Below are 15,670 nucleotides of genomic sequence, written 5' to 3' on the forward strand. Positions count from 1 at the left end.
CTCTGACAATTTTATTCATACAATCGCAAAATATGTTAACTTTTTCTGTGTTACAACAAAAAAATGCAATTTTCTCTACTTCAAATGAAAACTTTCGATTGTTTGCTTACAATCATTTTCTTTTTTCTACCGTTTATTTCCTCACGCAACAACTCAATGAAATCTTCCTCTAATTCCAAGCGAATTGCACGCTCATAAGCTTCTAATAATACTCGATATTCTAACCTATCCATTTCCTTTCACCGCTCTTATAAAAAATTATAATTAAAAACCACGCTTATTATAGGCCTCTTTCATTTGATCTAACCCTTGTTTTAATGTTCCTCTAGGGCAAGCTAAATTAATCCGCTCAAAATCTTTTCCTTCATCACCAAAAATAGGACCATGGTTTAAGGCAACTTTCGCTTCCTCAATGAGCCATTTTTTCCTTTCTGATGCGGATAATGGGAGGTTCGAACACTCTAACCATAGTAAATAAGTACCTTCAGAATCCATTACTCGCAATTTAGGCATGTTTAAAGAGATATACTCTCGGACAAAATCATAATTCGCTTCAACATATGTCATTAACTGTTCTAACCACGGTTCACCATGAGTATAGGCTGCTTCCGTAGCTACCTCCGCAAATGAATTAACTGAATTGGCAAACGAATTCGCTAAATGATTCGTTAATTTACGGCGCAATTGTTGATTCTCTACTACTACATAAGACGTTTGAATTCCAGCTAGGTTAAAGGTTTTACTCGGAGCTAAACAAGTGAACGTTCGAGCTGCAGCATCTTCACTAATGGACGCAAACGGAATATGTTTTTGGCCTTTAAAGAGTAAATCCGCATGGATCTCATCTGAGACAACGAACAAGTTATGCTTTTGACAAATCTCAGCGAGCTTTTCTAGTTCATCTCTTTTCCAAACACGCCCAACTGGGTTATGTGGATGACAAAGTACTAGCATTTTTGTATGATCTGTAATGACCGACTCCAATTGATTGAAATCGATATTATAGTGATCTCCATCAAAAGAGAGTGGATTTTTGATTAATTCACGATTATTTTTTTTCACCACATCATAAAACGGATAGTAAACAGGTGTTTGAATAATGACGTCTTCACCAGGTTCAGTAAACGCTTGAATAATGTGACTAATCGTAGGCACAATGCCTGATGTATATATAAGCGAATCTGCTTCAACCGACCAATTATACCTTCTACTTAGCCAGCTTTGAACAGCTTGATCTACTGTTTTTGAATGAGCCGGATAGCCAAAAATCCCATGTTCAACCGTTGCATGTAAGGCATCTAACACTTCTTTTGGTGCTCGAAAATCCATATCAGCTACCCACATTGGTAATAGATTCTCCTCACCAAAACGCTGCTTGGTCATATCCCACTTCATTGAATTAGTTCCACGACGTTCAATTACTTCATCGAATTGTATATTCACAACTGACACTTCCTTCCTATTAACACACATACCTCCATTAAATATTTTTTCTTCAATTAGGTCAATATTTACTATTCAACGAATTTCAGCCAATTCCTTTTAAAAATTTTCATTTATTAAAATTTTCATGGACCGTCTTATCAAAACGGCTGGTTATTTTGGTAAATACATTCAGTTAGAAAGTCTAATTCCAAACAGACATTCACCCTCTCTTATGATAAGATGGTAAAAGCAAAAAAGTACGTATTTCTTAAAGGATAGGTGTTTTTGAATGAGTGTGTTAACAGTTAAAAACTTAAGCCATGGATTTGGCGATCGCGCAATTTTTCATGATGTGTCCTTCCGTTTACTCAAGGGGGAGCATATTGGCTTAATTGGTGCCAATGGTGAAGGTAAATCGACGTTTATGAATATCATCACAGGAAAGCTTATGCCTGACGCTGGTAAAGTTGAGTGGTCAAAAAAAGTACGCGTCGGCTATTTGGATCAGCATTCGGTACTAGAACGTGGTATGACTATGCGTGATGTGTTAAAAAGCGCGTTCCAATATATGTTTGACATGGAAACTGAAATGAATCAAATGTATGACAAAATGGGAGAAGCAACTCCTGATCAGCTCGAGAAGATGCTTGAAGAAGTCGGTATTATTCAAGATACGTTAACAAATAATGATTTTTATACGATAGATGCGAAGGTAGAAGAAATAGCTCGAGGGCTTGGTCTTGATGATGTCGGCTTAGAACGTGATGTCACTGACCTTAGTGGGGGGCAACGAACAAAGGTACTACTTGCAAAGCTTCTACTCGAGAAGCCTGATATTCTCCTATTGGACGAGCCAACCAACTATTTAGATGAGCAGCATATCGAGTGGTTAAAACGCTACTTGCAGGAATACGAAAACGCGTTTATTTTGATATCACATGATATTCCATTTTTAAATAGCGTTATTAATTTGATATATCACATGGAAAATCAAGAACTTAATCGTTATGTAGGAGACTATGAGCATTTTAAAGAAGTACATGAAATGAAGAAACAGCAGCTTGAGGCAGCTTACAAGAGACAGCAGCAAGAAGTCGCTCAATTAAAAGACTTTGTTGCCAGAAACAAAGCGCGTGTTTCTACACGAAACATGGCGATGTCCCGTCAAAAGAAGCTTGATAAGATGGATATGATTGAACTTGCTCAAGAAAAGCCTAAGCCACAGTTCAACTTCAAAGAAGCCAGAACAACAAGCAAACTAATCTTTGAGACAAAGGATCTTGTAATTGGATATGATGAACCCCTTTCTCGCCCTCTTAACCTAAAAATGGAACGTGGACAAAAGGTTGCTTTAGTTGGTGCGAATGGGATTGGGAAAACGACGCTGCTTAAAAGTATCCTTGGCTTAATTAAACCCGTTTCTGGTCAGGTTGAGCGTGGAGATTACCAAGAAATTGGCTATTTTGAGCAAGAAGCAAAAGACCCTGATAAAACGTGTATTGATGAAGTGTGGCAGGACTTCCCTTCTTTCACACAAGCTGAAGTACGGGCAGCTCTAGCCAAATGCGGATTAACGACAAAGCATATTGAAAGCAAGGTAGTCGTGTTAAGTGGTGGAGAAAAAGCAAAAGTCCGTCTTTGTAAATTGATTAATCGTGAAACGAATATTCTCGTTCTTGATGAGCCGACTAACCATTTAGACGTCGACGCCAAAGAAGAGTTAAAACGCGCATTAAAAGCATATAAAGGAAGCATTTTGCTGATTAGCCATGAACCAGAGTTCTATCAAGATGTCGCTACAGATGTTTGGAACTGCGAATCCTGGACAACAAAATTAGTATAGGGGTCAGCCCCCTCTTTACACACTAAAGAGGGGGCTGACTCTCCATTGAGGAGGCTCGTAATGAATCATATCCCCTTTATTGCGATTGAAGGGCCAATTGGAGTTGGAAAAACCTCGCTCGCAAAGGCCATTTCTGCCAGGTATCAATATCACTTATTAAAAGAGATTGTTGACGAAAACCCATTTCTTAGCAAATTCTATGAAAATATTGAAGAGTGGAGCTTTCAAACGGAAATGTTTTTCCTCTGCAATCGCTACAAGCAACTAGAAGAAATCAAACAAAACTTTATTGAAAAGAACATCCCGGTTGTCGCTGATTATCACATTTATAAAAATATTATATTTGCCAAACGCACATTAACGAAAGAACAATACATGAAATACAAAAGCATTTATGACATTTTAACAGCTGACATGCCAAAGCCCAATTTAATCATATACTTACACGCTAGCCTTCCCACCCTTTTATCTCGTATTGAAAGGAGAGGAAGAGAAATGGAACAAAAATTGGATCCACAGTACCTCCGTCAACTATCAGAGGATTATGAGACAGCAATGGCAAACTGGGCTTCTCTTTACCCTGATACACCGATAATAGACATTAACGGTGATGAGGTCGACTTTGTCAATCATCCAGAAGATTTACAGGCTATACTTATGAAACTAGATCAAGCACTGCAAAAAGGAGCGACTTGCTTTGAACCTACGCGCTAAATACAACATCCCCGAAAATGCCATTATTACCATTGCTGGTACCGTTGGGGTCGGGAAATCAACGATGACAAAATCACTCGCAAAAGCCCTTGGCTTTCACACTTCATTTGAAAATGTGGACCATAATCCTTACTTAGACAAGTTTTATGCCGATTTTGAACGTTGGAGCTTTCATTTACAAATTTATTTTCTTGCAGAACGATTTAAAGAGCAAAAAAGAATGTTCGAACAAGGGGGCGGCTTTATCCAAGACCGTTCTATTTATGAGGATACAGGCATTTTTGCAAAAATGCATTCAGACAAAGGAACCATGACGAATGTCGATTATGAAACGTACACAAGTCTGTTTGATGCGATGGTGATGACACCTTATTTTCCACATCCGAACGTGCTTATCTACCTCGAGGGAGACCTCGATGATATCATCAATCGAATTCAACAACGTGGTCGTGAAATGGAACAAAAGACTCCAATATCCTATTGGGAAGAAATGCATGGACGTTATGAAGAATGGATTAACACCTTCACGTCTTGCCCTGTCTTACGGTTAAATATTAATGAATATGATTTATTGAACGATGAACAAGCTGTTGAATCGATTATCGAACGGATTGCTCATACAATTCATCCGAAAGTTTCCATTTAATGTTGAGGAAAGAGGATGACCGAGTTGTTATGCCACCCGGTCATCCTCTTCGTCATCTTCTTTTTTTTCTAAAAAATAATAAATACGTGGTACATATGGAAAGCGGAAATAATCTTGCAGTAATGATCCTCCCACAAATGCGATCATTTGCCAATCAACGCCTTTTAACATAAGCACATCCCCCCATATCGAACTTTATGCCGAGAGGAAGTTGTCTTATTCGCTTACATGCTTTGTCTTGATTTTGTTAATTTATAGAAATATTCACCCGCTTTAACTAGCCCACGCTGATGATCCAAATCATGTATGCTATCTTCTGCATTATAGTCAGCTTCTTCATAAGGTAGCTCGATCACCGCTTGCGCCTCTGTTTTTTTTCCTTTTTTAAACAAGCGAATGATCTCTATCAAGTCCTCTCTTGTTACAATTCTTACTTTCGTAGCTGTTGCTAGTTTTCTACAAGGCTCCGAAATATCACCCGCAGATGTAACGATTAATGCTTGATCGGCACCGTAATAAGCTTGGGCCGCATAAATTTCCTGTACAGCTTCTAGCCCGATCTTATCGGCAATCCGTTTCGCTTGGACAACCGTTTGAGCCTCTAAACGATCCCGAAAAAGCAAATCTGCCCCAAAATCACGACTCTTCTTCGTTAAAAATGTTTCCTCATACCCAAGGGCTACAAATAAAACATATAAATAGTCTTCAAAATCATGACCAGACATCCGATCAATATCAGAAATGGAAATCTTGGTTACATCAAAACGTTTCTTTTTTCGATTATGTACAATTCCTGCTATAACTACAATGAGCAATAACAGAGTAATAAACGTTGCTACTCCAAACCACGTTGGCACTTCAATCATACTCGTCCAACTCCCTTCGTCCTTATCTGAGGCTACTGAAAAAGGCAGGATTTTCGAGGAACTGAATAAGGGCGGTTTTTCATTTTTTCAGTTCCCTCGAAGCAATGAGCGGAACCGTTGCTTTGTTTTAAGCCTGATAAGAGTGAGTTCTCTCAACTGACGAGAGCAACGTGTGAAGCCATTGGCGCTTCCTTGAATATCTTTCAAGTGCTTTTTCAGTGGGTTCTCACCATTTTCAGTGGCCTTTACTTCTAAAAGGACTTCTTCAGTGCCTTCCCCTTATCTTAAGCGGTGAAATAAAAAAATGCAAACACTTGTTTGATCGGAAGACTGCCCCCAACTACTCCAAAAGTTGTAGGTTTTTTCAGCCTTCTTCTCGATGTTGGCTGTCGCTAGTTTTCATAAAATGAGAGTAATCAAAGAACGAAGGGAGTAAACAAATGTTTAATCAAAAACAAATGATTATGATAACAGGTGCCACACGCGGTCTTGGTTATGCACTCGCTCACCACTTTGCTAAAAAGGGAGCGAATCTAGCGATATGCTCAAGAAGCGAAGCTGATCTACATGCTGTTCAACATGAATTAAAGCAATACGGGGGTGAGATCGTTGCTGTTACAGCCGATGTTTCAGTACCCAATGATGTTGAGCGATTAGTTTCAATCACAGAGAATCATTTTGGGCGAATCGATACACTGATTAACAACGCATCAATTTTTGGACCTGGTCCCCTTTATTTAGCGGATTATCCAGATCAAGCTTTTAAAGATGTCCTCGAAGTCAATACTCTTAATCCATTCTTTATGACGAAACGAGTATTACCCGGCATGCTTGCTCGTAAAAGTGGCAGCATTATTAACCTCACCTCTGAAGTAGGCAAGACCGGGTATGCCGAATGGGGAGCTTATTCAATCTCGAAATTTGCTGTAGAAGGGATGACTCAAATATGGGCTGATGAATTAACCGATACAGGCGTTCGAATTAACCTCGTCGATCCAGGGGAAATGGATACAACGATGCATCAAATTGCCGTACCAACTTGCGATTATGAACTAGCTAATCCGCATGATGTCCTAGATGTATTTGATTATTTAGCGTCAAGCGAATCACAAATGGTGACAGGTCAACGTTTCGAAGCTCAATCATTTTCAAGAAAGGAGACACGAACATGACATTAGCATCTTATCCATTTGTCATCCCACAACACTTACATGCGTCTTTGCCAGCAGAAGTCCGTTCTCATCAAAGAGAAGCCGTAAGACTGCTCGTTCAAAATCGCCAAACAGGTCACGTGACTCACGACACATTTGCACACCTTAGCAATTATTTAAAAAAGGGAGATGTACTCATTTTAAATAAGAGCCGTACAATTCCTGCCGTCCTTTATACAACTGATCACATTGAAGTTCGCCTTGCGCGGAAATGCTCAACTGATATTTGGGAAGTCCTTTCTTCTGATCAAAGTGAGATAGGAGATACTCTGCATTTTACAAATAACGTGCGCGCCACAGTGATAGATAAAAGTAAAAAGACACCTCTTATCTCCATACGTTTTTCGATTAAAGGGGATGAGTTCTATAACTTTCTTTATATTAACGGCACACCCATTCACTATGAATATTTACAAGATCATTGGCCGCTACAAGCCTTTCAAACGGTCTATAGTTCAGTACCTGGTTCTATTGAGATGCCTTCAGCTGGTCGTGCTTTAACCTGGAGAATGCTTGCTGCACTCCAGAATAAAGGGATAAAAATTGGCTTTGTTTCTCTTCATTCCGGATTAAGTTACTTTGAAGATGACCGCTGGCCCGACCCGATCTTTCAGCCAGAGCCATTCTCTGTTCCTGTTGAAACAGTTAAGCTTATTCAGACCGCTAAGAACGAACGTTCAAATGTCATCGCTGTTGGAACAACGGTAGTCCGCGCACTAGAAAGCGCCGTCGATACCAACCACAACCTTCAAGCAACTGCAGGAGAAACGACTCTTCATATAAAATCAAACTCCGCTCTCCAAGTTGTTGATGGGTTACTTACAGGGTTTCATGAACCTGAAGCGAGCCATCTTGATATGCTTTCAGCTTTTATTGATAAAAACCATTTGCTTGCTGCTTATGAAGAGGCTATAAGACAAGAGTATTTATGGCACGAGTTTGGAGATGTGAACCTTCTATTACCAATGGAGAACTAGCATGGATATTCATCATATTGGAATAGTTGTTTCAAATATCGAAGCACTTAAAGCTTTTATCCCCTTGCTGCCCGAGTGGAAAGTAGAATCAGAGTTTTCTTTTATGGGGGAAAAACTCCTTTTCGTACAGACACATTCGCTTATTATAGAATTTATAGAGGGAGACCCCACTCCCTATCCTTTTCACATTGCCTACCAAGTGCCGAACTTAGAAACGCACATGCAAACATGGAAGCCGCCAGCTTCCTATAAACCTTGTGGACCATTTGTTTTGGAAAATGGTTGGAAGACCGTTTTCTATTCCCACCATGAAGATTACATTGAATTTATTGAAGCAACATAAGCCATATATGAAAAGAACGGATCTAGAGGAAACGACTAGATCCGTTCTTTTCATCTTTTTCTCAATTTATGCTTGATAGCAAAAACAGCAGCCTGTGTACGATCCGCTAGCTCGAGCTTAGCTAAAATGTTAGACATATGTGTTTTGACCGTCTTTTCCGAAATGAAAAGCTCCTTTGCAATTTCTTTATTGCTACGCCCTTTTGTCACTTCTATTAACACATCGCGTTCCCGTCCCGTCAATTTCTGCAATCGATCTTGTTCACTAACAAAGCTCGTTGAAACACGCGTTAATACATGCTTTGTTACTTTTTCATGTAATCTACTTTCTCCATGAAACACAGCTCGAATCGTTTCTGCTAATTGCTCTGGTTCGATATCTTTTAATTGGTAGCCAGAAGCTCCAGCTTCTAATGCTGGAATAACGTGATCTTGATCTGTAAAACTAGTTAATACAAGGATGATTGCCTCTTCATCGATTTCTTTTAACTTCTTTGTACATTCCATCCCATCCATTTTCGGCATATCTAAATCCATAATCACGACATCTGGCCGCTCTTTTTTAAATAATTCAATCGCTTCCATGCCGTCACAAGCTTCTGCAACTACTTTTAAATCTTCCATCGTCTCAAGGAAGTAGACTAACCCTCTTCTGACAACATGATGATCATCTACAATCATTATTCGTATAGCCATCAGATCCCCCTACTGGTTTGGAATGACTACTTGAAGTGTCGTTCCTTTTCCTTTAATACTCCGAAATGTAAACCACCCATTTAATGCTTCAGCTCGAGCTCTCATTCCATTTATTCCGGTCGAACTTGGATGGATATATTCCCCCTCCACAGTCCCCATCCCATGATCTTCAATTTGCATTGTCACTGTGTCTTTTGTTGCCTCAATTGTAACCCTTGCCTCCTGGACACCACTATGCTTTTTCACATTATTGAGCGCTTCTTGAGCAATTCTCCATAAGCACTCCTCTCCCTTCTTAGAAAGAGTCAACATGCCATTTAACCTTACTTGGACCGTTAAACCAAGTAAATGAGCATAACGCGTAATGGCCGAATTCATTCCTTCTTGTAACTCTTCTGACCTAAGCTGATAAATCAATTGCTTTAATTCTTTTAATGCTTCTTGTGATAACGTTTGGATTTGTCCTAGTGTTTCTTTCGTCTTTTCTTCCTTTGTCCGTAATTGTGCCCCTTTGGCTGTGAGAGACAATGAAAAGAGCATTTGGTTTACCGAGTCATGCAAATCTCGAGCTAACCGATTGCGTTCATCGATTCGAGCCAGTTCCTTTCTTTGTTCGGTCAATCGTTCTTTCTCAAAGTGCAAACAAAGATAATGAGTAAGCTGTTCGACAAGATAATGATCGACTTCATTGCACACTTCATGATAGATTGTTATTTTCAAACTGGTCTCGCCAAAAATAGCCTCTTGTACAAGCTCTTGTATATCCTCACACTGCCCTACTTCACTCAATTGCCCATTGAGCATTATTGAAAGCCCACTCCAGTTAAAAAGCTGTAAGATCATGTCAGCTATTTCAGAAGGTTCTTGTTCATTTTTTTGGATCATGGACAAACATGTACCTAGTGCTGCTAGCATCCTTGAGCGCCGCTTTTCCTGTTCGAATAATTTAAAGCGCTTAACCGTTGCTCCAATTTGATAGGCCACAGTTTCAAGCAAGTCTAACTCTTCTTCGGTAAAATGTGTCTTATTAGGAGAAGCAACATTCATTAAGCCAAACGATTCCTCCCCCGCAAAAATAGGAATCGTCGCATGATGGCTTATTCCATTTGTCTCACCTAGGTTGCCAACTTTCACACGCTCAAGACGTCTACATTCCATAATATTCACAGCTTTCTTTAGCTGACCATCTAAATATTTATCCTTGCACCAGCACCCACCTTCACAAAGGGGCAACGAATCCTTGTATGTAAGCCCATTTGGCAATCCATATGAGGCAAACAAAGAGTGCTCACCCTTCTCTTGAATGAGAAAGATCCAACCACATTCTAATTGTACTGCTTTAAGTAAACGTTCTAATACCGATTGCAACATGTCTCTTAGATCATTGCCTTCATTTAATGTCATCGAAATGATCCGTAACGTTTCCCCAACTGACTTAGCATGAACGAAATCGTTTTGTTGTTCCATCCTCAACCCTCACTTACATTTGTTACTCTTATCGTACCGTACAAGATAGAAACAGAGAAGAGAAATCTATGACATAGAAATCCAAACATTGGATAGACTAAGGAAGAAAACGATCCAAAGGAAGTGAGACCAATGAAAGCTCCTAAAGGACATAACCGAAATGCCCTGTTACCTATCTATCTTTTTTTAGCGACATATATTCTCGTTCAATTATATAATTACAGTTTTACTGTGTTTGGATTTGTATTAGCCGCGATTCTTTCTGCATTAGGAATCACACATTTATTAAAAACATCAAAGTGGATCTCTCGCCATCTCTCTTCTGAGCTATTAAATATTGATGAGCTACCAGACAAGGAATTTCAACAACTATTAGTCCCACTTTTTCAAAAACAAGGTTACTCTGTGAGTAAAACAAGAGTGAATCGTAAAGCACAACCAGATTTGATTTTGCGAAAAAAAGGCTTAAAAGCAATCGTTGTAGCCAAACGTCAGGCAAATCAAGTGCCTGCAGCTTTTGTCCAAGATGTACTTACTCTAAAACCAAATTTTCAAGCCAAACAAGTCATCATCGTAACAAACAGCCACTTTACAAACTCTGCAAAACGCGTTGCTCGCGCCAATAAAATAACCCTTATTGACCGAGATTCACTCGATGCGATGTGTGATATGTACTTAGAGCAAAAAAGAACACATCGGTTTATCCAACGTGTTCGAAGCCTCCTTATTAAAGAGGAAACAAAAAAAGAAGCACAGGAGTAACCTTTACATGAAAGGGGTGCCTTGACCTTTTTTGGGACCCCTTCTATTCTTCATTTTTTAAACTCAAATCCATCCATGAGTCGACATGATGCACCGATACTCCTTGAAATCGATTATCGTCTCGGTAATGTTTGTTTAATTGGTTTATAAAACGAAACATTTCCTGCTCGCTTTTCTCTGAAAATGAAATATACTTCTCTTCCCCTTGTAATCGTTCTGTTTCAACTGTTAAAACAATATCGACCTCAATATCATTTTCAAAATAAGGAGAAACGAGCGCAAATAAACCATTTTCACCTTCTACATCCGTTCGATATGACATAATAACGAATGTATCTATAGACGAGCCAAGCACATCAAGAAATCGTTGTCCTCTTAATTCCAGCTCATGAAACCAAAAAGGGATGGCTACCTCAAAGGGAAGATTGTGTTTTCTCGTAAAATCAGCTGCTTCATCTATAAGCTTTACATACCCTGTTAATAATGTAAGCTGTTCTTTTTCCCATTCAGGTAATAAGTATGGTTCGACATCTACTAACAGCCCTGAAAATTGACTAGCTTCACCTACTTGGAGGTGATACGTATGTAACCAGCCCAGTTTGTAACGAAGCTCTTCCGTACTATAAACCCAATCCTTAGCTCCATCAATTGCAAAAACAACCATGCCTCTGGCTGTTGCCTCACCTATCATCGACTCATATTTTTCATAGGCTATACCAGGATCGATCTGAACATATAATTTCGTTATATTGTTCTGTTCAAGAAATTGAAAATACGGCTCCTTATTATCTATAAATCGTTGCGTATCCCATATCCATGTAGATTCAATCTTTGTTTCTCTTTCATAAAAAGCCATCATAATGGTACTAATAACCCCCAGCAAGATAATTAAGTACACGCTCTTTCTCATATGGTCCCCCTACAACAACGCCTAGCCCTCCTTCTGATAATTCAGAGTGAGGACTAGGCGTTGTTAACTATTGATTAACTTACGATATCTTCAATTGCTTGTAAATATTGTCTAGTTACATTTACATCTGAGTGTCCTGATAGCTGGGCCACAATTGACAGGTCCACACCTTTACGTACTAAGTCATAACAAAAAGTATGACGGAGCTTATGTGGATAAACACCGTATTCTTCTTTTAACATATGCTGAACCGTACGAGCGGCAATTCGTTTTTGATAATTTGATACAAATAGTGCTTCATGCTCGTCGTTTCTAGACGTAAGATATTCGTGAAGCTTATGAACAAGCTCTTTAGATAATGGAATGATTCGTTCATTTTCCTGTTCATTCCTCACAACCATTTGTCCTGTTTGGCTTTTGTGATTTAACTTAATATCATCTCGATTTAACAAACACAATTCAGAAACGCGTACACCTGTATACAGCAGAGCAAACACAATTGCTGTATTACGTTTACTTGCATCCGCTTTGGCTTTCTTTAAAAGCGCACTCACTTCTTCTTCAGTTAAAAAATCCGGGGCCACGTAATCAATTTTTATCTTTGACCTTTTTATATTTTCAGTTATTTCTATACGATCTTGTGATTTAGCAAAGGTATTAATCGTATTGAATATTTTATTAATCGTTGACACACTACGTTTTTCTGACTCTAAAAAATCAATATACTCTTGTACATTTTGTTGCGTAAGTTCATGTAAATTCTTGTCTTTGGTCTCTAACCAACTAGAAAATGTATGGATTACACCACAATACGTTTTTATTGTATTTTCTGACCTTCCTTTTTGAGAGAGATAGACAGCAAAAGAATCTATGATGTCTTTTGTGGTTCCAGCGCATTTTTTATCCAAAATGAATTCCCCCTAACTTCCACAACTATAAAATGATTTTGACAATTTGTCAAGTTCTGCGCAATATATTGGTTTAAATTGTTAATTCTGTTTACCGTTTCTAGTATTATAACCTACATAAATGCGTGTCTCTTTTTCCTGTGATATAGTTAATGGGAGTACTTTCATAAGGAGGAAGAATCATGACTAAAAAGTTAACAGCCTATGTTGGGACATATACAAAGGGAGAAAGCAAAGGGATTTATCAGCTATCAATGGATGTTTCATCAGGTGCAATTGATGATGTTCAGGTCGCTGCAGAGCTAGAAAATCCAACTTATCTTGCCATTAGTAATGATCAAAAATATTTATATTCGGTTATGAAGGTGGAAGAAGAAGGTGGTGTTGGCGCCTATTCGATCAAATCAGATGGACAATTATCGTTATTAAATTATGAAGTAGCTGCCGGAAGCCCACCTTGTCACGTTAGCCTTAATCATCATAACGATTTGCTATTCTCAGCTAACTACCATCAAGGTACAGGAATCGCCTATAAGCTAACTGATAACGGAGAGATTGCAACAGTTACATCAACCGTTACACATGCTGGAAGCGGGCCACACGAAAGACAAGAAAAGCCTCATGCTCACTATGCTGGATTAACTCCTGATGAAAATTATCTATGTGTTGTAGATTTAGGGACAGATGAGATGGGTGTCTATTCTATTGATAATGGTACATTAACGAACCATTGCACACAAACATTCAAACCAGGTACAGGCCCTAGACATATTCAATTCCATCCAAATGAAAAGTTTGCATACGTTAATGGTGAACTTAGTTCAGAAGTGATTGCTTTAAGTTATGACTCTAAGACAGGTACATTTAACGAACTTCAATACATATCTTCTCTACCTGCTGATTTTGAAGAAGAAAGTATCGGGGGTGCGATTAAGCTATCTGCTGATGGAAAATTTTTATACGCATCAAACCGTGGTCATGATAGCATTGCTGTTTTTGAAATTGATGGAGAGACAGGTCACCTTACGCTAGTTGACCATACACCAACGGAAGGTTCTTTTCCACGAGATTTTACTATTGATCCTACGGGAACGTTTCTTTTAGCCGCTAATCAAAACACAAGCAATATCGTTCAATATATGATTGATTCTTCAACTGGTAAGCTAACTCCTACAGGTATTTCTGTTGCAGTACCTAATCCTGTATGTGTGGTTTTTACTAACTAAAGGTTTAAAAAAGGGCTATCGGCTTGCTTGATAGTCTTTTTTTCTGCTTTAATATTTTCTAAGCTTCAGTCTGAATGCAGGAGGTGCAGATCTGAAATTATAGATTACTCAAGTGTTCATGTATTAACTGCCATTCACATTGTTAAAGTCATGAGAATTTGTTGCTTCTATATATCACTATAATGCTTGTTCATAATTCATGCGAAATCACGTCTTCCATTCATACTTCATTTCATGCAATAGTAATAATCATGGTAAACTGAAACGAAAAGAAGTTTACCTACTATTGTAATATTTTTAGTGAATCGTTGTGTTAGGCTTCCTATATAATCCATAAAAAAATTATGAAACAAGGTGAAACAAATGAAAATAGAGGTATGTAATCACAATGAGATTGATGCCTTAATAGACATTTGGTATCAAGGTTCTATTCAATCTCATCATTTTATTAGTAAACACTATTGGTACTCTCAAAAATATGAAATGAGAAATAAATACATTCCCATGTCTGAGACGTACGTTATTTACCATCAATCAAAAGTAGTTGGGTTTGTTTCTATGGTAGATAACTATTTAGCAGCCCTTTTTATCGATACACCTTATCAAAGAAATGGGTATGGAAAAGAGCTAATAAACTTCATAAAAAGGAAAAAATCAAATATTTCTTTAAAAGTCTATACGAAAAATAAATCAGCAGTTGCGTTTTATAAAAAAAATGACTTTATTATAAAGGAAACTCTTTTAGATGAAAATACAAATCAAGAAGAATATCTGATGGAATGGAATAAAACGTAATAATCTTACTATTAAGGGATGTTTCATTGAACTAATCTACGTTAACGGCTTTTGTTCCATTCCTCTGCTAATATTCCATATACAACGTGGTCTACATAATGGTCGTATAACCATTCAGCTTGCCTAATACATCCTTCATTTACAAAGCCTAGCCTCTCAGGAATACTCCTGCTTTTTGTATTCTCCACCGCAGCTCTAATCTCTACTTTATTTAGATTTAACTCATGAATTGCATAATTGGTCAATGCTTTTGCTACCTCAGTCATTATTCCTATGCCTTGGAATTCTTCACCAAGCCAATAGCCAATATATGCTGTTTTATTTGACCAATTTATATGATTGTAACCTGCAATACCAACCATTTTTCCTTTATATAGGATAACCGTATTAAATCTCTTATTTTCTGCAAAATCTTTTAAACAAATTTTGATAAACTCTATGGTATCTTCGAGTTTGGTTGTATGATCCAACCAAGGTAACCATTCTCTTAAATAGCCTCTTGACTTATCCGTTAGTTCGAATATTTTTTCTGCGTCTCTTATTTCTATTAATTTTAACGATAAATCATCATTTATTTTATGTGTAAACATTTCCCGCCCCCAAATAGTTATGGGATTTGATTATATTAATCATCTTACCATATATACAGCTGTATATTTTTAGAATATGTCATATGCTTGCTGTCCAAATTGGATGGCATTCTGTCGAAAGTGAGGGATTTGCTATCCAAAGTTGGAGACATTCAATCGAAACTTGGCTTTTTGCTATCCGAACATCACAGGGGGACATGGAGTCTTTCTAGAAGCTTACTCACCTAGTAACCATCGGGTCATTCGAAGTAGCTTTTGCTCCTTCCTTACTCTGTTTATGCGCATAAAAAAA

At 38.1% G+C, this 15,670-nt stretch carries 18 protein-coding genes; 9 read left to right on the plus strand and 9 right to left on the minus strand.

Translation table 11 applies throughout. From position 1 onward, the window contains the following. Positions 1–80: 80 nt before the first annotated feature. Both sda and LQ50_RS13005 read right to left on the minus strand, forming a co-directional pair. Positions 81–233 carry a sporulation histidine kinase inhibitor Sda gene (gene sda / locus LQ50_RS24955; protein WP_084138776.1) on the minus strand — a complete coding sequence of 51 codons (153 nt, stop codon included), beginning with the start codon at positions 231–233 and terminating at the stop codon, positions 81–83. Positions 234–264: 31 nt separating this feature from the next. Continuing rightward, positions 265–1,443 carry a MalY/PatB family protein gene (locus LQ50_RS13005; protein ID WP_034629974.1) on the minus strand — a complete coding sequence of 393 codons (1,179 nt, stop codon included), beginning with the start codon at positions 1,441–1,443 and terminating at the stop codon, positions 265–267. 271 nt (positions 1,444–1,714) lie between these two features. Between LQ50_RS13005 and LQ50_RS13010 the strand changes: the two genes are divergently transcribed. Genes LQ50_RS13010 through LQ50_RS13020 form a run of 3 tightly spaced genes read left to right on the plus strand, consistent with a single transcriptional unit; the run spans position 1,715 to position 4,628 of the window. Beyond that, positions 1,715–3,268, plus strand: coding sequence for an ABC-F family ATP-binding cassette domain-containing protein (locus LQ50_RS13010; RefSeq protein WP_034629975.1), 1,554 nt, complete (start codon positions 1,715–1,717; stop codon positions 3,266–3,268). Between the two features lie 60 nt (positions 3,269–3,328). After that, positions 3,329–3,982, plus strand: coding sequence for a deoxynucleoside kinase (locus LQ50_RS13015; protein ID WP_034629977.1), 654 nt, complete (start codon positions 3,329–3,331; stop codon positions 3,980–3,982). Beyond that, on the plus strand, positions 3,966–4,628 hold the full coding sequence (locus tag LQ50_RS13020; RefSeq protein WP_034629978.1) for a deoxynucleoside kinase: 663 nt from the start codon (positions 3,966–3,968) through the stop codon (positions 4,626–4,628). The genes LQ50_RS13015 and LQ50_RS13020 overlap by 17 nt, the downstream gene beginning before the upstream one ends. A 27-nt stretch (positions 4,629–4,655) precedes the next feature. Here LQ50_RS13020 and LQ50_RS25780 read toward each other — a convergent pair whose 3' ends face one another. Continuing rightward, the gene (locus tag LQ50_RS25780) at positions 4,656–4,799 is read right to left on the minus strand and encodes a hypothetical protein (RefSeq protein WP_202595378.1); all 144 of its coding nucleotides are present in this window, start codon (positions 4,797–4,799) and stop codon (positions 4,656–4,658) included. Positions 4,800–4,852: 53 nt separating this feature from the next. After that, positions 4,853–5,494 carry a restriction endonuclease gene (locus LQ50_RS13025; RefSeq protein ID WP_034629981.1) on the minus strand — a complete coding sequence of 214 codons (642 nt, stop codon included), beginning with the start codon at positions 5,492–5,494 and terminating at the stop codon, positions 4,853–4,855. 440 nt (positions 5,495–5,934) lie between these two features. Here LQ50_RS13025 and LQ50_RS13030 point away from each other — a divergent pair, with 440 nt between their 5' ends. The 3 genes from LQ50_RS13030 to LQ50_RS13040 are packed head-to-tail and all read left to right on the plus strand — an operon-like array spanning position 5,935 to position 8,025. Further along, positions 5,935–6,666, plus strand: coding sequence for an SDR family NAD(P)-dependent oxidoreductase (locus LQ50_RS13030; RefSeq protein WP_034629983.1), 732 nt, complete (start codon positions 5,935–5,937; stop codon positions 6,664–6,666). Then, entirely contained in the window at positions 6,663–7,682 is a 1,020-nt protein-coding gene (locus LQ50_RS13035) for an S-adenosylmethionine:tRNA ribosyltransferase-isomerase (protein ID WP_034629985.1), read from the plus strand. Before LQ50_RS13030 ends, LQ50_RS13035 begins: the two co-directional genes overlap by 4 nt. A 1-nt stretch (position 7,683) precedes the next feature. Continuing rightward, positions 7,684–8,025, plus strand: coding sequence for a VOC family protein (locus LQ50_RS13040; protein WP_034629987.1), 342 nt, complete (start codon positions 7,684–7,686; stop codon positions 8,023–8,025). A gap of 50 nt (positions 8,026–8,075) precedes the next feature. Here the strand turns inward: LQ50_RS13040 and LQ50_RS13045 are convergent, their stop codons facing one another. Further along, on the minus strand, positions 8,076–8,720 hold the full coding sequence (locus LQ50_RS13045) for a response regulator (protein WP_034629989.1): 645 nt from the start codon (positions 8,718–8,720) through the stop codon (positions 8,076–8,078). Between the two features lie 9 nt (positions 8,721–8,729). Further along, entirely contained in the window at positions 8,730–10,187 is a 1,458-nt protein-coding gene (locus LQ50_RS13050) for a GAF domain-containing sensor histidine kinase (protein WP_052144738.1), read from the minus strand. Positions 10,188–10,319: 132 nt separating this feature from the next. Between LQ50_RS13050 and LQ50_RS24355 the strand changes: the two genes are divergently transcribed. Next, positions 10,320–10,949 (plus strand): restriction endonuclease, encoded by a 630-nt coding sequence (locus LQ50_RS24355; protein ID WP_052144739.1) that lies wholly within the window; start codon positions 10,320–10,322, stop codon positions 10,947–10,949. A 43-nt stretch (positions 10,950–10,992) separates the two neighbouring features. On the opposite strand, the gene LQ50_RS13060 is transcribed toward LQ50_RS24355, so the two are convergent. Next, a complete protein-coding gene (locus LQ50_RS13060) occupies positions 10,993–11,859 on the minus strand; it encodes a hypothetical protein (protein WP_034629992.1) in 867 nt (288 codons plus the stop codon). Between the two features lie 74 nt (positions 11,860–11,933). Continuing rightward, a complete protein-coding gene (locus LQ50_RS13065) occupies positions 11,934–12,767 on the minus strand; it encodes a tyrosine-type recombinase/integrase (RefSeq protein ID WP_084138780.1) in 834 nt (277 codons plus the stop codon). Between the two features lie 182 nt (positions 12,768–12,949). Here LQ50_RS13065 and LQ50_RS13070 point away from each other — a divergent pair, with 182 nt between their 5' ends. Together LQ50_RS13070 and LQ50_RS13075 are read left to right on the plus strand one after the other, a co-directional pair. Continuing rightward, a complete protein-coding gene (locus tag LQ50_RS13070; protein ID WP_034629995.1) occupies positions 12,950–13,993 on the plus strand; it encodes a lactonase family protein in 1,044 nt (347 codons plus the stop codon). A gap of 363 nt (positions 13,994–14,356) precedes the next feature. Then, a complete protein-coding gene (locus LQ50_RS13075; RefSeq protein ID WP_034629997.1) occupies positions 14,357–14,788 on the plus strand; it encodes a GNAT family N-acetyltransferase in 432 nt (143 codons plus the stop codon). A 41-nt stretch (positions 14,789–14,829) separates the two neighbouring features. Here the strand turns inward: LQ50_RS13075 and LQ50_RS13080 are convergent, their stop codons facing one another. After that, positions 14,830–15,378 (minus strand): GNAT family N-acetyltransferase, encoded by a 549-nt coding sequence (locus LQ50_RS13080; protein ID WP_034630001.1) that lies wholly within the window; start codon positions 15,376–15,378, stop codon positions 14,830–14,832. Positions 15,379–15,670: the final 292 nt, after the last annotated feature.

This window comes from Halalkalibacter okhensis, from assembly GCF_000787375.1.
In the GTDB taxonomy this organism is placed as follows: domain Bacteria; phylum Bacillota; class Bacilli; order Bacillales; family Bacillaceae_D; genus Halalkalibacter; species Halalkalibacter okhensis.